Here is a 23020-nt window from a genome sequence, read left to right on the forward strand (position 1 = left end):
GCATAAGGACATGATTGTGCACATGTCGTCGCGTCGTTTTGGCGTCGGGCGGTGAATCATCCGCCGATCCGTCATGGCAGCTGGAGACATCTCTGTCGAATTGGACGCGCGGATTTGATTCAGCGCAAAGTATACCCCTCGTCTTCAAAGTAGCTCGGGACCAGTAGTCATTCCCAAGGTGTCAGCTCATGAAAACACGTTCCAAGATAATCCTTGCGATAACGGCGGCGGTCCTCGCCGGAATAGCCGTTTTCACGGTCGTTTCGGACCAGCCTGATGCGTTGTCGGCGGGCTTTGTTCAGGGGAATGGCCGGATCGAGGCGGAACAGGTCGAGATCGCGCCGACGATCGCCGGTCGGGTTGCACATGTCATGGCGGCGGAAGGCAGCCTTGTTGCCAAAGACGACCTGTTGGTCGAAATGGACACCGATGAGCTGTCCGCCGCACTTGACCGTGCCAGGGCCGAGGCCGCGCTCGCGCGTCAGACCAAGGCTGAGGCCGAGGCGGTCGTTATTCAGCGGGAGAGCGAGCAGCGCCGGGCCAAGCAGGAGTTCGACCGCGCTGCCGCCTTGCTGACCGGGGAGAACATCTCGCAGGCCGTGTTCGAAGACCGTGAAACCGACTATCAGGTGGCCGACGCGGTCCTGGGAGCCGCCAAGGCCCGGGTTGCTACGGCGGACAGTCAGATCGCGGCCGCAGAGGCCGATGTGCGCCGGATCGAGGCACAGATTGAAGACAGCGCGCTCATCGCTCCGATGCAGGGACGTGTGCTCTATCGGCTGGCGGAACCGGGCGAGGTTGTCGGTGCCGGTGAGCCGATCCTGACGCTTCTCAGCCTTGAGAACGTGTATATGGAGGTCTTCCTGCCAGCCGGTGAAGCGGGGCTCTTGCGCCTCGGAGCCGAAGCCCGGATCGTCCTCGACGCGCTGCCGGACTACGCCATTCCAGCGACCGTCACCTTCGTTTCGCCGGAAGCGCAGTTCACCCCAAAACAGGTTGAAACCCTGGACGAACGCGAGCAACTGGTCTTTCGGGTCCGCGTCCGCGTCCCGGAAGACCTGATCGCAGGGCGGATTGAACACGTGAAGACTGGCCTGCGCGGCGTCGCCGTGATCCGGTTGGATCCCGAGATCGCCTGGTCTGATGCGCTGGAGCGTCGCATCCCGGCCGAGCTGTTCGAATGACCGCTGAGACCGATACGCCGCCGCTTCGCATCGCGGGCGTCACCCATCGGTATCGCAAGCACATCGCGCTTGACGACGTCTCGCTCGATTTGCCCGCCGGTCGGTTGATCGGGTTCGTTGGGCCGGATGGCGTGGGGAAGTCTACACTGCTTGGCCTGATCACCGGCGCCAAAAAGCTGCAGGCTGGAGAGATCGACATCCTTGGTGGGCCGATCAACGATCCCGCGCACCGGCGCCGTATCTGCCCCGCCATTGCATTCATGCCGCAAGGGTTGGGCCGAAATCTTTATGCCGAGCTCTCGGTGCGCGAAAATCTCGAGTTCTTCTCGCGATTGTTTGGACAAGGACCAGAGGAGCGCGACACGCGGATCGCGGCGCTGCTGTCGGCGACCGGCCTGGCGCCCTTTGAAGACCGGCTGATGGGCAAGCTTTCGGGCGGAATGAAACAGAAGCTGGGGCTCTGCTGTGCGCTGATCCATGATCCGAAACTGCTGGTGCTCGATGAACCGACAACTGGTGTTGACCCGCTGTCACGCCGCCAGTTCTGGATGTTGGTCAATGCCATTCGGGACGTGACGCCCGACCTCTCGGTGCTGGTCTCAACCGCCTATATGGAAGAGGCACAGTCTTTCGAGCACATTATCGCGATGGATGCTGGGCGCGTGATCTTTGAAGGCAGCCCTGATGCTTTAAGGGGCCAGGCGAAAGACCTCGAAACCGCATACCGAACACTGCAGGCAAAAGATGCACTGCAAGCATCCTCCGATGCTGTCCCCACCCGCCTCATTGAGCATGATCCCGTCATCACCGCGCGCGGGCTGACCCGTCGGTTTGGTGACTTCATAGCAGTCGATAGCGTTGACTTCTCGATCAACCGCGGAGAGATTTTCGGGTTTCTTGGGTCAAACGGCTGCGGCAAATCGACGACCATGAAGATGCTGACCGGCCTGCTTCCCGCCAGCTCGGGCGAGGCGTCGCTCTTTGGCAAGCCAGTGGACGCACGTAATCGCGAGATGCGCCGCGAGATCGGTTACATGAGCCAGGCATTCTCGCTCTACGGTGAGTTGACCGTGGCGCAGAACCTTCAACTGCACGCGCGCATCTTTGCGATTGCGGACCGGGCGGCCCGGGTCGATGCGCTCATAGAGCGTTTTGGCCTCGGTACCCATCGCGATACGTTGGCTGCAAACTTGCCACTTGGCATCAAGCAGCGCCTCTCCCTGGCCGTTGCCGTGATCCATCGTCCGCGCGTTCTGATCCTCGACGAGCCGACGTCGGGCGTGGACCCGGAGGCGCGCGATGCCTTCTGGGCGCTGCTGGTCGAACTCTCGCGCGAGGACAGTGTCACAATCTTTGTGTCGACGCACTTCATGGGCGAGGCGGAACGCTGCGACCGCGTCTCGTTCATGCATGCGGGCAGGGTCCTCGCGGAAGGGACGCCGGACGAATTGATCGCAGCGGAAGGGGCGGCCAGCCTCGAAGACGCTTTCATTTCGATCTTGAAAGCGGCCGAACCACCCACGCCGGTTGTGGCCCCGGAAGTTGAGGTCGAGACCCCACAAGGGGGATCGGGCGGGGGTATTGGCCGTGCGTTGGCCTATGCCCGGCGGGAAACGGTTGAGGTGCTGCGCGACAGGGTGCGGCTAGCCTTCGCCTTCCTCGGTTCGGCGATCCTGATGCTGGTGTTCTGCTTTGGCATCACGCTTGATATCGAAGAGCTGGATTTTGCTGTGCTAGATTTCTCGCAAGGACCCGAGAGCCGTTCTTACGCTGAAGAGATTTCCGGGTCGCGATACTTCAGTCCGACCGCACCACTGAGAAGCGCCGAGGATGGGCGCAACCGCCTGATCGCGGGCGATGTATCCCTTGTGGTCGAGCTGCCGCAGGACTTCGGGCGGAAGCTGCGGGCAGGCGAGCCCACCGAGGTGTTGGCCACCGTGGACGGCGCCATTCCGTTCAAGGGCGAGACGGTGGAGGGCTATGTCGCGGGGCTGCACCAGACCTTTCTGAACGAACTGGCTCGCGACAGCGGTATATATCAGCCAGAGATCGCCACCATTGAACCGCGGTTTCGGTACAACCAGAGCTTTGAGAGCATTGCCGCGATGGCGCCAGCCATGCCCGCGATTTTGCTGATCATGCTGCCCGCCGTTCTCACCGCGGTGAGCGTCGCACGCGAGAGAGAGCTGGGTTCTGTCACCAACTTTTACGTCACACCGACGACGCGCTTCGAATTCCTGATTGGCAAACAGCTGCCCTACATCGCCATCGCCTACGCAAATTTCCTGTTGCTGGCTGGTATGACGGTTCTGGTCTTCGGCGTCCCGCTCAAGGGTGACCCGATCCCGCTGGCTATCGGCGCGTTGCTGTACGTCTGGGCGACCACCTCCTACGGGCTGCTGATCGCCACCATGACCTCCAGCCAGGTGGCCGCCACCTTCGCGACCGCCATCGCCTCCGTCGTGCCGACCATCCAATTCTCGGGGCTGCTGCAGCCGGTCTCGACGCTGGAAGGCGGAGCGCAGATGATCGGCTCTCTCTGGCCATCCTCCTACTTTCTGCATCTGAACGTGGGCGCCTTCACCAAGGGCCTCGGGTGGGAAGCGCTCGCGCCAGACATCCTCGCTCTTGCATGCTTCGGGCCGGTGCTGACGCTGATTGCCGCGCTGTCGTTGCGCGCGCAGGAGGTTTGAATGCGACGCCTTTCCTGCATCCTCTGGCTTGGTCTGAAAGAGATGATGAGTCTGCGGCGTGATTGGGTGATGATGGCGCTGCTGGTCTGGTCGTTCACCTTGGCGCCGATCATGGAGGCGACCGGCGTTGCGAGCTCCGTGAACAATGCCTCCATCGCCTTTGCGGATGAGGATAATTCGCCACTGTCCCGGGCATTGTCAGCGGCCTTTTTCCCCCCTGAGTTTCAGCCGGTTGAGCAGATCGTGCCAGGGTCTGGCCCGGCGCATATGGATGCGGGCCGGTTCCTCTTTGTTGTCGCTGTGCCACCCGGTTTCGAGCGCGACGCGCGGGCGGGTCGCGTGCCGGAGATACAAGTGCTGATCGACGCCACCGCGATGGAACAGGCGGGGATCGGTGCGAACTACATCACCAGCATCCTCGCGGCTGAAATCCAGCGCTTTGCTGTGGGTGCCGATCTGGTCGATCCGCCGCAGGTGGATGTCATCCTGCGCAGCGCCTTCAACCCGAACCGGGACACGGTGCGTTTTGCCGGGATCGTCGCGCTGATCGGTCAGATCATGTGGCTGACGACAATCCTGACGGGTGCCGCCATGATCCGCGAGCGTGAGCACGGAACAATCGAGCATCTGCTCGCCATGCCGCTTGCTCCGTTTGACATCGCCGTGGCCAAGATTTGGGCCAATGCTGCCGTCGTACTGGTCGCCGCGGCCCTGTCGCTGACATTTGTGATGCAAGGCTCGCTTGGGATTACAGTTGCAGGTTCGAAAACACTGTTCCTGCTGGGCACGGCGCTATTCTTATTCACAGCCACCGCGCTCGGCGTTTTTCTGGCGACGCTCGCGCGCTCCATGGCGCAGTTTGCGCTACTGGTCATGTTGACCGTCTTGCCGATGCTGATGCTGTCCGGAGGCGAGACGCCCATCGAAGGTCAGCCGGGCTGGCTGCAGATCGGAACGCTCATCCTGCCTTCGCGCCACTACATGTCGGCGAGCCAGGTCATCGTCTTCAAAGGGGGCGGGATCGAGACGGTGTGGCCAGAATTCATCTGGATGGCGCTGCTGGGCGGCGCCTTGCTGACGGTCAGCTTGCTGATGTTTCGGCGTTCGGTGGCACAAGAGAAGTAAAGCGCTCTGATGTGCGCGGCATCCGGCCACTCGTTCTCCTTGAGGCTGAAGACAGCGAATGGCATCTCACGCTGTCCAACATATGCCGCGATCCAGCGGTGGGACGGTTCAGGTGCTTGAACGGGCCGGATTTGACGTGGTGACGCAAAGCGAACGACGGTTCGTGGGAGCTCAAGAATTCGCTGACCTGCGAAAAAGTGTTCCTTCCGTAAGCGGGCCAAACCAAACAAGAAATGGAACTTATCCCCAAGCTACCAACAGTTGAAACCACAATAAATTCAATAGATTATCCACAAGAAATTTCCCAAATTCGTCATTTTTCTGTTGCACGACTCACCTCTTCGGACGCAACCTTTATTTACCGCAGCAGAGTTCACTGAACGAAGCTGAGGTCGCAAAGCCCCCTCGGGGTGGTGGCGAGACGGAATAGGCCTTCGGGTCAGGTTCGGGTCGCAAACCCCACGAGGAAGCAGGTCGGATCGTGTGGAGGCGAAAGTCTCGTGGCGAAAGGGCGGTGGAGGCTTGGTGCTGAGAGGTCGGCGCGGCTCGCAAGGGCCAAACTGGCAAGGATGTGTCAGGCAGGGATGATGCGGGGGATGGCCGGTTTTCGGACAGGTTGTCTCGGCGGAGAGTGGTGACGCTCTCACGCAAGCTGGGCCTGCTGTCGCCCTCTGGGGGGATATAGAGGTTCAAGAAGGCGTCAGGATGTGCTTCGGCACGGAACGGACCTCGGTTCGATCCCCTGGCGCCTTTCGCTTGTTTGCGGCTTCGAAATCGTAGCGTGTCTCCAAATACTTGACCCACATCAATGCAGGCTGACGGCAGCTATGCGAGGTCTCTGTCCGAAAGGAAGGAGAACGCGATGGATGATGCGAAAGCAAAGGACATCCTGCTCGCGCGCCGGGCGGAATTGGTCGGTCACCTTGCGGAGGTGGAGCACCAGCTCGACGAAACGCCCCCCAAGGACTGGGAAGATTTTTCGTCCGAACGGCAAGGGGATGAGGTGCTGGAAGCACTGGGTCAGGCCGAGTTGAACGAGCTCCGCCGCATTGACGCCGCACTAGGGCGGGTCGCGGCCGGCTCCTACGGCGTGTGCCTCGAGTGCGGCGATGACATCTCCGACGCGCGGCTGGCAGTCCTTCCCGATACACCGCTGTGCAAGACCTGTGCAGCCAAAGCCGCCTAAGGAGGGCGTGACCATGCTCCGTTTGACCGCAATTCTCTATTGTTTCGTGGCCGCGACTATGGCCGGGATCGGGGTGATCACGGTGCTGAGCGCGGGCTATACCGCAGCGATGCCCATTCTGATCGCTGCCGGGGCCGGTGCGCTGTTGGCGCTGCCTGTCTCGTGGCTGGTGGCGGCGCGGATCTCGGCCTGACGCGCGTCAGATCGCGTCGTCGAGTGCCTGACCTGCGTTCTGGATATCGCGGCCCACGCCTTTGGTGGTCTCGCAGGCGGCCAGAGCAAGGATAGCCGCGAGGGCGAAGGCAAGTCTGATCATCTCGAAAAGTCCTTTGTTGATCGGTCGTAGCCGCAGGGTATACCGAATTCGCAGGCCAGTTCACGCAAAAAAAGAGGTGGCGCAGGCCACCTCTTTCCGTCGTCCGCATGTCGTGCTGTCTTAGGTCGCGGCATCCTGAATCGCTTCGCCCGCGTCTTCCACATCGCGGCCGACGCCTTTTGTTGTTTCACAGGCGGCCAGCGCGGTCAGAACGGTGATTGCAGCAACAAATCTCAACATGGTCTTTCCTCTCTTTGTTCCAAAGAGCAACGCCCGTGGTGCGGAAAGGTTCCCCCGCGCGTGTCAGCGCGCGCGATAAAAGAGGTATCGGTCAGGCGCGATCGTTTCTGGGCCACAGATCTTCTCAAAACCCGTCAAGGGCTGCTGGCTGACGATCAGCCCACCCGGCACCATGAGCGGGGCAATCAGCGGTGAGAGACGCGCGCCCTCGGCTACGTCCTTCTCTTTGATACCAAACCCGAAATCATAATGCGCCAGGACGATGCGGGCGCCCTTTTCGGCCAGTCGGATCAGCATCGCATCGGCCTCGCCTTCGAGGAAGCAGTCGGCGGGCGGTATACAGGAGGGGTGCGGCTGCAACACCCGGTCGATGACCCAAATGCGCCGGTCGGGCAGGCGTTCGCGCAGGTGATCGTAGGTGCGCCCGTTGCCGAGGCCCATCTCAAGCACATCGCCCTGCAGCGCTGCCACCGTCTCTGTCGCCCAATTGATCCCGTCGATCTGGGCTGTCAGCCTGCGGCGCATGGATTCAAGGCGGCTCATGAGGTCTCCTTCAGGACTTGGGTCAGCGGCATGCTCACCGCGCCTCCTTCCATGAGTTCGGTCAGAAAGGCGCGGGAAAATGACCAGATATCAGCATCATGCACAAGGTGGTGAGTGAGATAGCCGAAGGGTTCCGTCGGGTCAGACGCACCGTCCCGCCGATCTCTCAAGGCCTTCACAGTCTCGGCAATGATTTGATCGGGCGCTGTGAGGCCACGTGTGCCCCTCCATTCGATGGGGTCGATGTGGGTGTTGATCTGTACCAGACCCGGAACAGGGCTGACGGCGGTGCGTGGCGCAAAAGTCGACACCGCGCGGTAGCCTGCGGTGACGAGGTGCGGCAGCACGTCGGAATGCAGACGGTTCCATGGGGCAACAAACGCCGGAACAAGGCGTGTTCCGAAGCGCGCGCGCAGCTCTGTCAAACCGCGGGCCAGCAGTTGCTCCGTATCTGTGTGAACCGCCCCGAACTCCGCCTTCTTCTGACCCTCGGGCGCGCGGTTTTCGTGCGCCCATCCGTGCACCGTGGGGATCAGAAATGGCGTCTTTGCCACGGCCTTGGCCACAGCCTCGTCCGCAAAGGCGGGTATCACCGCAAGGTGCACGGGCAGGCTCAGCTCCTCGGCTATCAGGCTGAGTTTCTCGAGCGCCGGGGTCGCCGAGATCGCATCGTCGTCACGCCACCAGACCGGCAGTACCTGACAGGCGCGGCGCCAGTTGGCCAGTTCTGCGCGCAGCGGGGTCCAGTCAATACCCATGCCGCTGCTCCAACAGGTGCTGAACAATCCGGACAGTTTCAGCGGCGCCATCCAAACCGTCTCTGCGCGGTGTCCGGCGAGGTCCATCGATGACCTGCTGCAGGGCGGCCAGAAGTCTCTCTGCAGAAAGATCGCCGCTTGGCACGACAGAGATCCCGGGCAGGCGGGCCAGGGCCCCAGCGCGCAGGCCCTGCTCGACTTCTCCACCTGCATCGAAGGGCACCAGCACCGCGGGCGCGCCGGTCTGCAACAGATCCAGCGCCGTGTTGTAGCCTGCCATGGAGATCGATGCGGCTGCGTGATGCAGCATCTGGCGGAAGTCGGGGCGTGCGGGCTCTACTCGCGCGTTGGGTGGGGCAGCTTGCGCGATGGCGGCGATGCGTGCTGCGGGGTCGCTGCCACCCACCAGCAGACGCCAGACCCGCTGTGGATCGGTCTTGGCCGCCTCAAGCGCTGCGGCGAAGATATCGCCTCCTACGTTACCACCACCCGCGCTGACCATGACCTCGCCTGCGCCAAGATGCTTCGGATGCGGGGGCGCCGGAGGTGGTGCAACGAAGCCGGTGTACTGCAGACGCGCCGCCAGATCGGGGCTTGCCGGCCAGCTGGCTTCGAGCGGAGTGATTTGCCGGTCAGAATGCACAAGGACCGCATCATAGTGCTGTTTGATAACCTCATGCGTGGCTTTTGCTTTGGCTGGCTTCGACGGTGGCGCGAGAATATCGCGGATAGAGCTGCAGATCAGAGGTTGGCGAGGCAAGCTCTGGGCGGTCTCGATTGCGGCGAGGAATTCGGCCCGCAGTACCCGGCGGCCAAAGGGGAAGAGCTCGGTGATCAGGACATCGGGTGGGTCCTTGATCAGCGTCTGCGTGATCAGCGCCTGGCGCGAGCTGAGATAGGCTGTGCTGGCGACATTGCCTTCGGCATCGAGCAACCGCGTGAAATTCACACCATCCGATTGCAGCGGCGGGAGTTGCACCAGCGTGACGCCGCTCGCGTCGAGATGCGGCGCTGGCAACCCACCGGAGAGCACCACGGCGCGATGACCTGCTTCGGCGAAAGTCCGTGCGAGGGTGAGCGCGCGGGCAATATGGCCGGTGCCCAGCAGATGGGTGACGAGGATCGTGATCGTCATGGCTCGGTCGCCTCCAGCCGAACCGGCGTATCGCTGGCTTGCCAATGATCGCCGGTGATGGTGACCACGTAGAGGCGGTTCCGTTTGATCTGGAAAGGAGCGGGGCCTTGGAAGTTCCAACCTGTGGCTTCGGCCATCAGCACGCGCATGATCCCGATATGGCAGACGGCGAGTGCGGCGCCGTCCAGTGTTGCGACCCAGGGCAGGAGACGGGCCCGTAGATCGGCTGGGCTTTCACCGGCGGGAGGTTGGAAGTCCCATCCCCAGTCGTCGATGTCGCGAAAGCCGCTTGTTGGGTCTGCGCTTAGGTCGGCTCCGTATTGGCCTTCCCATGCGCCCCAGTCCATCTCGATGAGCGCAGGCTCCGTCTGCGGCGGGCGGTTCGCAATGAGCTCTGCAGTACGCCGGGCGCGTTCAAGCGGGCTGGCATAGAGCTGCACCGTGTCCCACGGTTCCGGCAGGCGTAGGCTGGAAAGCTGCGCTGTCGCCTCCGCATCCAGGGGCACATCCGTGCGTCCCTGGATGCGGCCCGCCCGGTTCCAGGCCGTATGGCCGTGTCGCAAAAGCGCGAGGCGGATCATGCGATCAACTCCGCGATGGTCCCGCAGAGCGTGGCGCTTGCCGTGGAGAGCAGGTGATGGTTGGCCACATGGGCGCGGGCCTGCGTGCCTAGATCGAGACGCTTGCCCGGGTCGTCGAGCAGCGCGTCGATCCGGGCGGCAAGCGCTGCCGGACCTGCAGCGGGGTCGGGGTAGGTCCCTGGAGCCAGTACGTCGCGCACCCCCGGGCGATCCTGCGCCACCACTGGGAGCCCGGCAGCCTGCGCCTCGAGATAACTCATCCCAAAGGCCTCGTTCACGCCGGGCCAGAACAGCAGGCTGGCGTGTTGGTAGGCGGCTTGCATCTGGCGCGCATCGAGCGAGCCGCGCAACGTAACGCGCTCGCCGATGGGCTGCATCATCGACGCTACGGCCCCAAGTGCCGGTCCGTCGCCAGCGACAACGATGCGCCAGTCGGGTGTTTTCAGTAGGCTGAGAGCGTCGGCAATGAGCTCGTAGGACGCAAACTTGTCGCCGTAGCGCAGCATGCCCACGGCCAGCATTGGCCCCAACCGCGGACCGAGCGGCGGCAGGTCTTCACGCGCAAGGAATGGGCGCAGATGCACCACCCTCTGCCTGCACGGCGCATAGGCGCGTATCGCCTCGCCATCACGTTCAGTCAGGTGGAAGATGGCGGCAGCGGCATCACTTCCGGCCTCGGCGGCTTCGGCAAAGGCCGCCCACGGCCCGTCTAGCCGCTTGCGTGCACGGGTTGCCTCGATTTGCAGATAGGGGATGTTGAGTGCGGCGCTGACCTTGGGGCCGAGCAGGTCGGGCGCCTTGTAGTAGCTGTGATAGGTTACCCAGGCACGCCACCCCGTGGTGCGGCCTTCGGCAATTAGGCGTGTCGCCTCAGCCTCCGCGCTGGAAAAAAGGCGGGCCTGCACGTCTTTGTTGCCAGCCTTGTCACGGGTCTGCAGGGTTGAGACAAGGTCCGACTGGAGCCCTCCATGGGCGAGCGCCTTTAGTACCGCACGCGCCATGGTCCGGTCACCGGACGGCACCGGGTGAATTGGTGATTTCATGGGGGCGTAAAAGGCGACCTGCGTCATCTGTCGGCCTGGATCATCGCGCGCAATCGGCTCGCAAGCGTGGCAATTCCCGGTTGCATCCGGAACTCGACGCGCAGCCGTTCATAAGCCGCCTCCGCCATGCGCATTGCGCCCTCCGGGTCACTCGCGAGATCGGCCATGGCTTGCGCGAGGCTGTCTGGCGCATCGTCGCTGAGCAGGCCGTGGGTGCCACTATCAATGAATTCGGGGATCGCCGAGACGGGGGTGGAGAGGATTGCGAGCTTCTGGCTCGCGGCTTCCATCAGGACGTTCGGCAGGCCGTCGCGGTCGCCGTCAGCGGCCACGCGGCTGGGCAGCACAAAGAGGTCAGCAGCGCGCATCGCCGCGATCACCTCGGGCTGGTCGCAGGCGCCACGCCAAGTGATGCGATCGGCCACTCCGCGCGCCTGCGCCTGTGACTGCAACGCCTCTTTCAGAGACCCGCCGCCAATATGCGTCCAGTGCCAGTCAAGCTCCGCCGGTAGCAGCGCGAACGCATCGATGAGCCGGTCGAACCCCTTTTTCTCCACCAACCGCCCCACGGACATGAGCTGCATCGGATCGCCGGGCCGTCGTGCCGGGCGGTCTGGTGGGGCCGGGAAGCGCGCCAGATCAAGCCCGTGATAGATCAAATCGACCCGCTGTGGCGTATCGGCGAGCGCTTGCAGGTGCTCTGCGCCAAAGCGGGTGCAGGTCGCCCCGAAGTTGGCGCCAAAGCTTTCGGGATCAAGCTTTTCGCGCAACTCCCACTCGGGGGAGGTCCATATATCCTTGGCGTGGGCGGAGAATGACCAGGGCAGGCCGCGCAAGATCGCGGCATAGCGCGCGACCGAGGCAGGTGTGTGCAGAAAATGCGCGTAGAGCCCTGGCGCGTCGTTGGGCAACTCGCGTGCAAGCACGCAGGCCTGGCCGAAGCGGCGCAAGCGGTTGGGCGTGCGGTCACGGGCATAATCGCGGCGCAAGGCGCGCCAGGCCGCCCGAAACCCTGGACGGCGCAGAGCGTGTAGCACGCCGCGCAGCACGCGGAGCGGTTCGTCTTTGAGGTACTCTGGCAGGTAGCGCACCGGCGCTTGTAGCCGGTCGTGCAGCGGGTGGGTCTTGGTGTCGGTCGGGTGGCGCAGTGACCAGATTTCGAGCGCCAGCCCCGCCTCTTCCAGAGCCACAAGTTCCTGTGCGATGAAGGTCTCGGACAGGCGTGGCCAGCCTTTGACCACCACCGCCAGCCGGCCGGTGGTGCGTGTCATTTCTCGGCCAATAGCGCGGCCGCGCGGGCCACAACCACGTCAAGCCCGTCGAGCAGACCGTCGGCCCCCGCTTGAGAGGGCTTACTCTGAGCGGGCAGGGCACGAATGAAATCGACCATCGTCTGGGCGCTCATACCGTCGCGTTCTTCGTCGAGCATACGCACGAGGCCGAGCTCTTCAGCGCGGGAGGCGCGAATCCACTGCTCAAGTCGGGGCACCGTCCGCGGCACGATGACCGCGCGTTTGTCGAAGGACAGCACTTCGCAGAAGGTGTTGTAGCCGCCCATGCAGACCACGCCTTCAGCGCCCGCAAAAAGCGATTCAATGCGGCTCTCGAAGCCGACCGCGATGACGCGGCCGTTCAGCATGGCGACCCGGGCCTCGAAGGCGTCGCGCACTTCGCCCGAGAGGAAAGGGCCGTAGACCAGAACGGCGTTCGGCTGCAATGTTGGGTCGAGCTCATAGGCTTCCAGCACCAGATCGACCATCGCCCGACCATCGCCGCCACCGCCTGGGGTGATCAGCACGTAGGGCGTATCCGGAGTTTCGGCCACATCGGTAACCTCGCGGCGGAGATATCCCGTCCAATGTATGCGGGCGCGGGTGGCCGCGCTCAGCGGCAGGCCTTGCGTCGGGTCATAGACCGAGCGGGGACCGTACACCCAGATCTGGTCATAGAAGCGCTCAGCCGCCTCCGTAGCGCCCTTGCGTGCCCATTCGGCGGCAAGCGCTTTGGGTTCGTCCAACACGTCGCGCAGGCCGAGCACGCAACGTGTGGTCCCGCGGTTCGCGATCCACTCCAGTGTTGGCAGCAGTTCGCCGCGAAAGCCCGTGGGCTCCTTGTCTACGATCAACAGGTCGGGCTCGTATTGCTCGACCGCTGTCTGGATCAGGCCGGAGCGCAGGCTGGTTGTGTCATCGATGTCGAGACCGAGCGTTTGACTGACGTAGGTCCCATCAGTCAGTTTTGTGACGCCGGGCAGGCGCACGTGGTCGACCTTTTCCGGGAACGTGAAGCGGCCCGCGACGGGTGACCCGGTGAGGATAATGGCGGATGCATCGGGGTCATAGGCTGTGAGCGCCGAGGCGAGAGCCCGCGAGCGTCGAAGATGCCCCAGTCCGAAGGTGTCGTGGCTGTAAAGCATGACGCGGTGCTGCCGCTGCGGCCCCGCGTTCTCACCGTCTGCCGCAGATGGTGCAGCTGCATTCATGTGTTTCTGCACGTTCATCAGAGGGTGCGGTATCCAACGAGAGACAAAAGGCTGTGAAGCCGCCACTTGGGGATGTCAGGACCGCTGGCCACGGCATCTGGAACATAAATCAGCCGCATCGGCCAGTCCTTGCGTCATAGAGGAGCGCTGCACTCCCTTGGTCGTATTTGTATGTGGCATAAAAGTTAACCGGGTGCAAAACACGACTGATCGCCAGAGTTTGCAATGATGTTCAATTGCAATGATCTGCGGCCTCCCCTACCGTTTCGGTCGATTGTTACTCTTTTCGGACGGTTTTTATGCGTCTCGCCCAATTTGTCGCGCTGCTGTGCTGCATTCTTCTGACAACAGCGCTGTTTATCGCGCCACTGCAGGCACAGGGGGTCGGGTCTCTCTTCCCCGGTGCCTCAACCGGCAGCAGCGAAAGCGATGACCAGATATCCGAAATCATGCGACAGGCTGCGGAGAATGGCGTTGGCGTTGTTGTCATCGACAGCGAGGGGCAGGTCCTAACCACGCCGACTGAGGCCGAAACCGCTGTGCCGGAGCCAACCGACAGTTCCGGTCTGATGCAGGCCCAGGATGCGGCCGTACAGTTCCGCGCCGCCCTAGTGGAACGGGTTCTGGATTTGCCAAATGCGTTCAACGAGGTGCTCTACATCCTGCGCGCCACCAGCCCGACCGGGCAAATCTGGACCTTCGGGCAGGTGCTGGTCTATTCGCTGGGGCTTTTCTTTATCGGCTGGCTTGTTGAGCGGTTCGTCTATGGCAGGCGCATTGCCATCCATTGGGTGGTGGCCCGCACCCGCGAGAACCCCCAAGGGTACTCCGAAAAGATGCCCTGGCTGGTCTTTCGCTTCTTTCTCGGGGTCATCGGCATCCTGATTTCCATGGTCGTCGCCTATGTGCTGGGGGCGCTGTTTTTTGGGCCGATCGAGGACCCTGCGGTGCAATTCACCGCCAGCATCGTAAACGCCGGGTACTTTCTGTGCCGCGTTCTTGCCGGTCTGTGGCGTATGATCCTGTCGCCTTATATGGCACAATACCGCATTCCCCGGATGGAGACGCGCGACGCGCGGCGGTTACACCTCTGGCTGGTCACGGTCGCCATCGTCGATGTGTGCGCCATTCTCTTCGGCGTCTGGATCGGCGAACTGGGTCTGAACTACGACGTCTACGCCTTCCTGTCGTCGATCATGTCGGGCCTTGTCGTGCTGCTGAACATCGTCATGGTGCTGGTTAATCGCAGGGCCATTTCCAACGCGATCCGCAACGGGAAGCCGCCGCAGCAGACAAGCTGGATCGTGAAGGTGCTTGCGACGAGTTGGGCGCCGCTGGTGATCGTCTATGTGATCTTTGCCTGGGTCGAGCTGACCTATGATCTTGTCCTCGGCAACCCGTCTTCCATTCCGCTGATCGGCGGCGCCTACGGCATCCTGATGACGATCATCGTGGTCTATGGCGTGATCAACTTCATGATCGAGCGCAGCTTCCAGCGCGCCCGCGCCCTGCGCGAGTTGAACGAAGCACGCGCGGACGACAGCCTCACACCGGAAGAGGAAGCCGAGATCGAGGAGGAGGTGCGCCAGCTCCAGCCGCGCCACGCGCTGAACTCCTTCGAAGCCTTGGCCCGGCGGGTGGCGGGCATTCTGGCCTTCGTCGCCGGTGTCTATGCGTTTTTCTATATCTGGGACAACGAATCCGCGCAGATGGCCGAGACGTTTGCCAACCGTCTGCTCGACATCATGGTAATCATCTTCATCGGCTACATCGTCTATCACATCTTCCGCATCTGGATTGACAACAAGATCCTCGAAGAGCAGGGCGATCTGGACGAGGGCGAGCTGGGCGACGAGGGCGGCGGCTCGAGCGCGAGCCGGCTAGCGACGCTGTTGCCGCTCTTCCGCAATTTCATTCTGGTCATCCTGGTGGTGACCATTGCGCTGATCGTGCTGATGGAGATGGGGGTCAACGTGGGCCCGCTCTTTGCCGGTGCAGGTGTGATCGGCGTGGCTGTGGGTTTTGGCAGCCAGGCACTGGTGCGCGACATCTTCTCGGGTGGGTTCTTCCTTTTCGATGATGCCTTCCGCAAGGGTGAATACCTGGATGTGGGCGGCGTGAAAGGCACGGTGGAGAAAATCTCGGTGCGCTCCTTCCAGTTACGCCACCACCTCGGCGCGCTGCATACGATCCCCTTTGGCGAGATCCAGGTCATGACGAACTATTCGCGCGACTGGGTGATCATGAAACTGCCGCTGCGCGTGACCTATGACACGGATGTGGAGAAGGTGCGCAAGCTGATCAAGAAGCTGGGTGTCGAGCTGCTGGATGATCCGGTGATCGGCGAGAATTTCATCCAGCCCCTGAAGTCACAGGGCGTGATTGAGATGCAGGATTCCGCGATGATCATCCGCGTGAAATTCATGACCAAGCCGGGCGATCAGTGGCTTGTGCGCAAGAAGGTCTATGAGGAAATCCGCGCGCTCTTCGAGCGAGAGGGCATCAAATTCGCTCATAAAGAGGTCACCGTGCGGCTCGCCGACGGCAAGGTGGAGGAGCTCTCGGAAGAGGACAAGAAGGCGGTCACCGCTGCGGCACAGGCGCAGATCGAAGAGGAGCTGCTCGACGGTGAAGAGGCGGGCGACGACCGCTAAGGCCGCTGCCTGAGGTATTCGGCAATGGCATCTAGGGCGGCGCGGATCGGCGGCTGATTACGGCCTTCGTGATGTGAAACCAGCCATTGCGCGCTGCGCAACTCTTCAATCGGGTCCGAAAGGCGCGCAAGCCCATGCATCCGGTCTCCCACGAAGACCGGCAGCACCACCCGGCCCACGCCTGCACGCGCCAAGGCGCAGGCCAGATGCGGGTTGTTCACCTTGGTCACGATCCCGTCGCCATGGTTCTGCTGGATCCAACGGGTCGATGGGGTGATCACGGCGTCCCATGAGGGGCCGATCCAGCCCTCGACACCATCGTCGGCGGAATAGACAGCATAGTCCACCCACCCGATCTGTTGCCGGGCGACCCAGGGCTGGTCCGGGCGCCGGTTGCGGATGCCGATGTCGACCTCGCGGCGGGCAATGTCGAGATCGAGATCGCAATACATGAACTCCGGCACCCATGCGTCCGACGGGCTCCAGTAGTCAGACAGTCGCTCGGCCAGATCAAAGGCCGTCCAGGTGCCTGCGGAAATGCGCACGCAAACGGGGCCTGCGACCTGCCCCTGCCAGATGTCGATCTGGCGCGCGGCATCCTCCATGCTGCGGGTCTGCTGGGCCAGCGCGCGGCCGTCGGACGTGAGCTTGTAGCCGTCCGAACCATGCAAGAAGAGCCGCCGCCCAAGTGCGGCCTCGAACGCCTTCATCCGGCGGCTGAGGGTGGCGGCACTGACCCCAAGCTCCTCGGCGGCGCGCATCAGCCCACCAGTGCGGGCCACGGCGGAGAAGTAGGCGAGGTCATTCCAATCGGGGCCGGTTTTCATTCGTGAAAGTCCACCTGCGGTTTCGGGGGCTGATGGGCGCGCCAGCGACGCTTTACCTATGAGGCAACCCAGAAAGGAGACGCCCCATGATGCCTCTGATCCAACCCCTGCCTAACGCATACTCAAAGCCCACGGAATATGAAAAGGAACGCGCCCGCGTTGCAGAACTGCAAGTCGAGTTGCGTCGGCGCAAGGGCTACGCCTCGCGTCTTGTGCCAGCTTTGCGGAGTGCGCGCGTTGCTCTTGTGCAGGTTTTCCAGCGGCTTTGGCCATTGAGGCGCAGGCGCGTCGGTCAGGATTTGTAAGGATCGAGCGAGGCGCGCAGCCCGTCGCCGAGGAAGTTGAACGCAAGCACGACGAAGATGATCGGCAGCATCGGGATCGCCGTCCAAGGGTAGATCTCAATGCTGGCGAGGTTCTGTGCGTCATTGAGCATCACACCCCAGCTGACCGCAGGCGCCCGCAGGCCGAGGCCGAGGAAGCTGAGCGCGGTTTCCCCGAGGATCATCGCCGGGATAGACAGCGTGGCTGAGGCGATGAGGTGGCTCATGAAGTTGGGCAAGAGGTGCCTTCGGATTACCCGACCTGGCTTGGCTCCCATCATCTCGGCGGCGCGGACATATTCCTCCTCTCTCAGCGAGAGGAACTTACTTCGGACGGCCCGCGCCAGTCCCGGCCAGTCGAGGATGCCGAGGATGATTGAGATGATGAAGAAGACGGCAACCGGCCCCCAGTTGGAGGGCACGGCCGCCGAGAGCGCCAGCCAGAGCGGCAGTTCCGGCAGTGAGCGCAGAATCTCGATCACGCGGTTGATCAGCCAGTCGGTTTTGCCGCCGAAATAGCCCGCAATCGAGCCAAAGAAGATACCCAAAGCGAAGGAGACGGTGATGCCGATCAGGCCCACCGTCAGCGACAGCTGCGCGCCATAGAGGATGCGGCTGAAGACGTCACGACCCAGCCGATCGGACCCCCAGAGGAAGACGGTTGCACCTTCTGGCGCGCAGAAGAGATGGGTGTTGGACGGGATGAACCCGAAGAGTTTGTAGGTGTCGCCGTCGCAGAAGAACTGCAGAGGCATTGGCGTTGTGGTGTCGGTCTCGTAGGTCCAATGGTAGTTGACCAGATCGGCGGTGGCCTCGGTCGGGTAGACGAAGGGGCCGATGAACCGCCCCTCATGCCAGAGGTTGATCGACTGCGGCGGCGCGTAGAGATAGTCCGAACTGCGCTCGTTCGGCGTATAGGGTGCAATGAAGCCCGCGATGGGCAGCATCAGGTAGCTGATCAGCAGAAAGATGCCAGATATGAGGCCCAGCCGATGCCGCTTGAACTTGCGCCAGACGAGGACCCAGTTGGGCGCGTCCATGTCTGAGCGTTCGAGTGCCGAGAGGTCCTGATCATCCGACCAGGGTGCCTCGTCCACATAGCGGCCATCGGGCAATTGCTTCATCCGCCGCGCGCCCCGTATCGGATGCGCGGGTCAAGCAGGACCAGCAGCAAGTCGGAAATCATCGTGCCGATAAGCGTGAGCAGCGCCACGAACATCAGCACGAAGCCCGCGAGGAACTGGTCTTGTGACTTGAGTGCCGTCAGCAGCGAGGGACCGATCGTCTGCAAGCCAAGAACCACCGAGACCAGCACAGAGCCGGACACCATCGCGGGCAGCAGATTGCCAATGTCAGCCACGAAGGGGTTGAAGGCCATGCGCAGCGGGTATTTGGCAAGCAGTTTGGACGGGCCCAGCCCCTTGGCCTTGGCGGTCTCCACATAGGGTTTGGACAATTCATCAAGCATATTCGCGCGCAGGCGTTGCATCATGGCCGCCGCCCCGGAGGTGCCGATTACGAAAGTCGGCACGATGAGGTGCACGAGGATGGATTTGACTTTCTCCCAGGACATCGGTTCACCCTCGAACTCCGGTGCCATCAGCCCGCCGATGGGCAGATCAAAGTACTTGTTCCCGTAGTAGAAGAGTATCAGCGCGAGCAGGAAGTTCGGTGTCGCGAGGCCCAGATAGCCCACGAAGGCGGCGGTGTAGTCGACCCAGGTCTCGGATTTGGCGGCGGCGATCACGCCCAAGGGCAGGGCGACCAGATAGACGAAGAGCACCGCGGCGAGGTTCACCAGAACGGTGAGCCAGAGCGCGTCACCGACAACCTCGCTCACCGGGCGGTCGAACTCGAAGGACCAGCCGAAGTTGCCCTGGATGAGCCCGTACCAGCCCTGCGGGCCGGGGGCCATGCCAACCCAGATAAGATATTGCTCCCAGATCGGACGGTCGAGCGCGTATTCGGTGCGCAGAAACTCGGCCTTTGCAACCCCTTCGGCCTGGCCGGTCGCGCGCAGCTCGGCGATCTGATTGGACAGATAGTCGCCCGGGGGCAGGTTGATGATCACGAAAATCAGGATGGAAACCACCCACAGGGTGAGCAGCATCGTGATGAACCGATAGATGGCGTAGCGCAGAAACATCATTGCGTGAGCTGCTGGAACGGTTCGTCGTAGTAGAATTCATCAATGCGGTGGATGCCGAAATGTGCGCCCGGGTCCCAGGCCCATTTTGCCTCTTCCGGCACATTGCGCAGGCGTTTCGAGACGACGATGGGCTGCGGCGCCTCGGCTAGAATGCCGATGCCGAACTGCTGTTCCGCATGGATCTCCAGCATTTCGCGCCAGATCGCCTCGCGCTCTTCGGTGTCTTCGGTGTGATCCCAGTCCCAGCTGAGCTGCATCAGCCGCTCGGCGGCAGGCATGTCGGGCGGCTCGCCCACCTCACCGCCGGTCTGGTAATACTGTCCCCATTTGGGCCAGGCAAAGAACTCCTGATGGGTGGGGGCCAGATATTCGGGTGGCGTATAGGCCTGCGGCAGCCCGTTGTCCCAGCCGAACCAGACCGCGGCCATGCTGTGCCCCGCATAGACGCGGTTGCGCAGGATGTCGCGGTCGAGCGGGCGCATGATCAGCTTGATCCCGATCTCGCGCCAAGTGTCTGTCACGATGGCCAGGGCGTTTTCCACCTCCTTGCGCTCGCCTGCGGTCTCTATGACGAATTCCATGGGCCGTCCGTCCGGCAGCTTGCGGATGCCGTCGGCGGTGCGTTCGGTCAGCCCCATCTCGTCGAGCAGCGCGTTGGCCTTGGCCGGGTAATAGATTGACCACCGGAAGAGGTTGGCGGGATCGAACAGTGGGCTCTTGGCCAGCGCCGTCATGCCGCCCTCCTTGGCCAGCCCGAAATAGAGCGCGCGGTTGATCATGCGTCGGTCGATCCCAAGACTCAGCGCGCGGCGGAAGCGCACGTCGCGGATCACCTCACGCCAGACCGGGTCAGCGAAATTGAGATTGGGGTAGATCGCGATCTGGTTGGCCGCCCCATTCGCCCAGAGCAGCGTCCGGTAGCCCGCTCCGTCGGCTTCGCCTTTCTTGAGAATCGAGATGTCGGGGAAATTGAGCCCCCGCGCCTGCAAATCCACCTCGCCAGCGTTGGCCTTGGCGGCGATGAGACCGCCCCCCACGACGGTCATCTCCACCACGTCGATGTAGGGAAGCTGCACGCCCCGCGTGTCGATCCGGTGATAGTAGGGGTTGCGCACGAAGACATGGCGGCTCGACTTGGTGCCGGATGCGTTCATCCACGGCTGCAACGTCGGCAGGTCCGGATTGTCGAACTGGTAAAGGTTGTCACGGTCGTTGTGCAGTGGCGCCCAGGACCGCATCCGGGCCTTCTTGATCGCGCGGCGCAGCGTTGCCTTGTCGGTGAACTCGGCGTGGAACTGCTTGAGGTAATGCGCGGGGCGGTAAATGAAATAAGGGCTGGCCTGCGCAAGCAGTTGTAAAAACTGCGGGTTTGGCGCGGGCCATTCGATCACAACTGTGGTCTCGTCGGGGAAGCTGACATCGGCCAGCACGCCGTCGACGATCATGCTTTGCGGCGGGCCAGCGGGGCTGAGCTCGCGGTTCAACGCCACATGCTCCCAGTAGTAGCGGAAGTCCTCGGAGGTGAACGGGTGCCCATCCGACCAGCGGTGCCCTTCGCGCAGATGCAGCGTGAACTTGCGGCCCTCTTCGACCTCGATGTCGCGCAGGATGTCCGGGTAGAGCTCGTAATTTTGGTCATAGCCGACGAGCCGTGCGTAGCCGTAAACGACCATCTGGCGGACGTCCTTGGACCGCGACACCAGCGTGCGCAGCGTCCCACCCTGTTCGCCAAAGCTGCGGCCCTTCGCTTCCAGATCAACGACCAGCGGTTCGGATGGCAGGCGCTCAGCCACGGGCGGCAGGATGTCATTGCGCACCTCGCTTTTCCAGAAGGTGCTTTCAGAGGGCACTGGGACCTCAGCGCGGGCAGCAAGGGCAACGCATAGGGTGCAGAGGAAAACGAGATATCTAAACATGACAACGCACCTTATGGCCGGGTTCCAGCTCGGTCAAAGCGGGCGCAGCCACGCCTTCAAAACGGAAAGCCTCCGGCCAGCTTGAGGGTTTGCCCGCGCCCTTGGCCACCAGCTTGAGGTTGATCGGGCGGTTCACGTCCGGTTCGGGCTGTGCCGCAATCAACGCGCAGGTGTAGGGGTGGCGCGGGTTGTAAAACAGCGTATCGGGCGGCGCCTGTTCTACGATCACACCCTGCCGCATCACCGCGACCTCGTCAGCGATCCGCGCCACCACGGCAAGGTCGTGGCTGATAAAGAGATAGCTGAGACCCATACGGTCTCGTATGTCTTCGAGCAGAGTCAGGATCTGTTCCTGTACCGAAACATCGAGCGCGGAAGTCGGCTCGTCACAGACCAGCAGCACCGGGTCGAGGGTGAGCGCGCGGGCGATCGACAGCCGCTGGCGCTGACCACCCGAGAAGGCATGCGGATAGCGGGTGAGCATCGACGGATCGAGCCCGACCCAGCGCAGCATCTCCGCGGCTTTCTCGCGCCGCTCGGCCCGAGTACCAAGCTCATGGATTTCCATCGGCTCGGTCAGGGTCTGGCCGATGCGCATGCGGGGCGACAGCGATGAGTAGGGGTCCTGAAAAACCATCTGGGCCTGACGCTGGAAGCACACGCGTTCTTCCGTCGACATGTCGTGGATTTTCACCACATCTGCATTCGCACCCGGCCGGAAGAGCACCTGTCCGCCCTCATCGGGCAGCTCGGCGCCCAGGGCAATGCGGGCACAGGTGGTCTTGCCCGAACCACTTTCGCCCACGACGGCGAGCGTCTTGCCGCGCTCCAGCGAGAGGTTGACCTCATGACAAGCGGTGATCGCCACCGGCTTGCTCCAGCCGCCCGCCCGCATCGTGTAGGTCTTGGAGACATTGCGCAGGTCGAGAATGAGATCGTTGCCCTTTTCGGACCGCGCGGGGGCAGCCACCTCGGGGATCGCCGGCGCAGCGGCAAAGAGCTTCTGGGTATAGCCATGAGCGGGTGCGCCCAAAACAACAGGCGCGGGCCCACGCTCCATCACGCGGCCCTTGTTCATCACCACGACCTGCTCGGCCATGTTGGCCACGACGCCGAGATCATGGGTGACCAGGATCACCGCCATGCCGGTCTCTTTCTGCAGGTCCTTGATCAGCCCGAGCACCTGCGCTTGCGTGGTCACGTCGAGCGCGGTCGTCGGCTCATCCGCGATCAGCAGTTCCGGTTTTGCAACCATGGCCATCGCGATCATCGCACGCTGACGCATGCCGCCTGACATCTCGAAAGGATACGATTTCCACACCCGCTCAGGTTCGGGAAAGCCCACGCGGTCGAAGGTCTCGAGCACCCGCGCCTTGGCCTTGGATTGGGTCATATCGCGGTGCAGCCGCAGCACTTCCGAGACCTGGTCGCCCAATCGGTGCAGCGGCGAGAGCGAGCGCATCGGCTCCTGAAAGATCATGGAGATCTGGTTGCCGCGGATCTTGCGCATCATGCGCCGCGACTCCGCCAGCAGGTTGCAGGATTTGCCGCCGGTGCTGAAGGTGATCACCCCGCTGTGAATCCGGGCCGTGGGCGGCAGGATCCGCAACACCGAGCGACAGGTGATCGTCTTGCCCGACCCGCTTTCGCCGACGAGCGCGAGTGTTTCGCCGGGCATGACCTGAAAGGAGACGTCGCGCACGACGGGCTGCGCTGACCCGAAGCCGATGCTCAGATCGCGCACATCAAGCAGCGGCGTTACCACGTCTCTACCTCTTCCCTGTTCCGCATACGTCCTTAAAAACTGTCGTCCCGCAAAGTCAGTCAACGCGATTTCGCTGCTCGCGTCCAGCGCACAGATGTGT

General features: G+C 62.7%; 20 protein-coding genes. 6 read left to right on the forward strand and 14 right to left on the reverse strand.

Going from position 1 to position 23020, the window contains the following annotated elements; all coding sequences use genetic code 11:
- Positions 1 to 188 precede the first annotated feature (188 nt).
- From ACVC7O_RS03885 to ACVC7O_RS03905, 5 genes are all read left to right on the forward strand, one after another.
- Positions 189 to 1184 carry an HlyD family secretion protein gene (locus ACVC7O_RS03885; protein ID WP_458324772.1) on the forward strand — a complete coding sequence of 332 codons (996 nt, stop codon included), beginning with the start codon at positions 189 to 191 and terminating at the stop codon, positions 1182 to 1184.
- Positions 1181 to 3877 (forward strand): ribosome-associated ATPase/putative transporter RbbA, encoded by a 2697-nt coding sequence (gene rbbA, locus ACVC7O_RS03890; protein WP_458324773.1) that lies wholly within the window; start codon positions 1181 to 1183, stop codon positions 3875 to 3877. Before ACVC7O_RS03885 ends, rbbA begins: the two co-directional genes overlap by 4 nt.
- Complete coding sequence (locus ACVC7O_RS03895) at positions 3878 to 5002, forward strand: ABC transporter permease (protein WP_458324774.1); 1125 nt, start codon at positions 3878 to 3880, stop codon at positions 5000 to 5002.
- An 862-nt stretch (positions 5003 to 5864) separates the two neighbouring features.
- On the forward strand, positions 5865 to 6188 hold the full coding sequence (locus ACVC7O_RS03900; RefSeq protein WP_458324775.1) for a TraR/DksA family transcriptional regulator: 324 nt from the start codon (positions 5865 to 5867) through the stop codon (positions 6186 to 6188).
- 13 nt (positions 6189 to 6201) lie between these two features.
- Positions 6202 to 6381 (forward strand): hypothetical protein, encoded by a 180-nt coding sequence (locus tag ACVC7O_RS03905; protein ID WP_458324776.1) that lies wholly within the window; start codon positions 6202 to 6204, stop codon positions 6379 to 6381.
- 6 nt (positions 6382 to 6387) lie between these two features.
- Here the strand turns inward: ACVC7O_RS03905 and ACVC7O_RS03910 are convergent, their stop codons facing one another.
- From ACVC7O_RS03910 to ACVC7O_RS03950, 9 genes are all read right to left on the reverse strand, one after another.
- The gene (locus ACVC7O_RS03910) at positions 6388 to 6504 is read right to left on the reverse strand and encodes an entericidin A/B family lipoprotein (protein WP_458324777.1); all 117 of its coding nucleotides are present in this window, start codon (positions 6502 to 6504) and stop codon (positions 6388 to 6390) included.
- A gap of 120 nt (positions 6505 to 6624) precedes the next feature.
- On the reverse strand, positions 6625 to 6744 hold the full coding sequence (locus tag ACVC7O_RS03915) for an entericidin A/B family lipoprotein (protein WP_458324778.1): 120 nt from the start codon (positions 6742 to 6744) through the stop codon (positions 6625 to 6627).
- Between the two features lie 63 nt (positions 6745 to 6807).
- Positions 6808 to 7287: a class I SAM-dependent methyltransferase gene (locus ACVC7O_RS03920; protein ID WP_458324779.1), complete on the reverse strand. Its 480-nt coding sequence runs from the start codon at positions 7285 to 7287 to the stop codon at positions 6808 to 6810.
- Positions 7284 to 8045, reverse strand: a complete 762-nt coding sequence (locus tag ACVC7O_RS03925) for a polysaccharide deacetylase family protein (RefSeq protein ID WP_458324780.1) — start codon at positions 8043 to 8045, stop codon at positions 7284 to 7286. The genes ACVC7O_RS03920 and ACVC7O_RS03925 overlap by 4 nt, the downstream gene beginning before the upstream one ends.
- A complete protein-coding gene (locus ACVC7O_RS03930; protein ID WP_458324781.1) occupies positions 8035 to 9180 on the reverse strand; it encodes a glycosyltransferase family protein in 1146 nt (381 codons plus the stop codon). Before ACVC7O_RS03930 ends, ACVC7O_RS03925 begins: the two co-directional genes overlap by 11 nt.
- Positions 9177 to 9761, reverse strand: a complete 585-nt coding sequence (locus tag ACVC7O_RS03935; RefSeq protein ID WP_458324782.1) for a histidine phosphatase family protein — start codon at positions 9759 to 9761, stop codon at positions 9177 to 9179. The genes ACVC7O_RS03930 and ACVC7O_RS03935 overlap by 4 nt, the downstream gene beginning before the upstream one ends.
- On the reverse strand, positions 9758 to 10831 hold the full coding sequence (locus tag ACVC7O_RS03940) for a glycosyltransferase family 4 protein (protein WP_458324783.1): 1074 nt from the start codon (positions 10829 to 10831) through the stop codon (positions 9758 to 9760). Before ACVC7O_RS03940 ends, ACVC7O_RS03935 begins: the two co-directional genes overlap by 4 nt.
- The gene (locus tag ACVC7O_RS03945) at positions 10828 to 12075 is read right to left on the reverse strand and encodes a glycosyltransferase family 4 protein (RefSeq protein WP_458324784.1); all 1248 of its coding nucleotides are present in this window, start codon (positions 12073 to 12075) and stop codon (positions 10828 to 10830) included. The genes ACVC7O_RS03940 and ACVC7O_RS03945 overlap by 4 nt, the downstream gene beginning before the upstream one ends.
- Positions 12072 to 13286 carry a glycosyltransferase family protein gene (locus tag ACVC7O_RS03950; RefSeq protein WP_458324785.1) on the reverse strand — a complete coding sequence of 405 codons (1215 nt, stop codon included), beginning with the start codon at positions 13284 to 13286 and terminating at the stop codon, positions 12072 to 12074. Before ACVC7O_RS03950 ends, ACVC7O_RS03945 begins: the two co-directional genes overlap by 4 nt.
- 299 nt (positions 13287 to 13585) lie before the next feature.
- On the opposite strand from ACVC7O_RS03950, the gene ACVC7O_RS03955 reads away from it, so the two are divergent.
- On the forward strand, positions 13586 to 15940 hold the full coding sequence (locus tag ACVC7O_RS03955; RefSeq protein ID WP_458324786.1) for a mechanosensitive ion channel domain-containing protein: 2355 nt from the start codon (positions 13586 to 13588) through the stop codon (positions 15938 to 15940).
- Here ACVC7O_RS03955 and ACVC7O_RS03960 read toward each other — a convergent pair.
- From ACVC7O_RS03960 to ACVC7O_RS03980, 5 genes are all read right to left on the reverse strand, one after another.
- Positions 15937 to 16767, reverse strand: coding sequence for a LysR family transcriptional regulator (locus ACVC7O_RS03960; RefSeq protein WP_458324787.1), 831 nt, complete (start codon positions 16765 to 16767; stop codon positions 15937 to 15939). The genes ACVC7O_RS03955 and ACVC7O_RS03960 overlap by 4 nt on opposite strands.
- A gap of 292 nt (positions 16768 to 17059) precedes the next feature.
- Positions 17060 to 18214 carry an ABC transporter permease gene (locus tag ACVC7O_RS03965; RefSeq protein ID WP_458324788.1) on the reverse strand — a complete coding sequence of 385 codons (1155 nt, stop codon included), beginning with the start codon at positions 18212 to 18214 and terminating at the stop codon, positions 17060 to 17062.
- Positions 18211 to 19239 carry an ABC transporter permease gene (locus tag ACVC7O_RS03970; protein ID WP_458324789.1) on the reverse strand — a complete coding sequence of 343 codons (1029 nt, stop codon included), beginning with the start codon at positions 19237 to 19239 and terminating at the stop codon, positions 18211 to 18213. The genes ACVC7O_RS03965 and ACVC7O_RS03970 overlap by 4 nt, the downstream gene beginning before the upstream one ends.
- Entirely contained in the window at positions 19236 to 21155 is a 1920-nt protein-coding gene (locus ACVC7O_RS03975; RefSeq protein WP_458324790.1) for an ABC transporter substrate-binding protein, read from the reverse strand. The genes ACVC7O_RS03970 and ACVC7O_RS03975 overlap by 4 nt, the downstream gene beginning before the upstream one ends.
- Entirely contained in the window at positions 21148 to 22920 is a 1773-nt protein-coding gene (locus ACVC7O_RS03980) for an ABC transporter ATP-binding protein (protein WP_458324791.1), read from the reverse strand. The genes ACVC7O_RS03975 and ACVC7O_RS03980 overlap by 8 nt, the downstream gene beginning before the upstream one ends.
- Positions 22921 to 23020 lie beyond the last annotated feature (100 nt).

Source organism: Roseobacter cerffii (assembly GCF_054226325.1).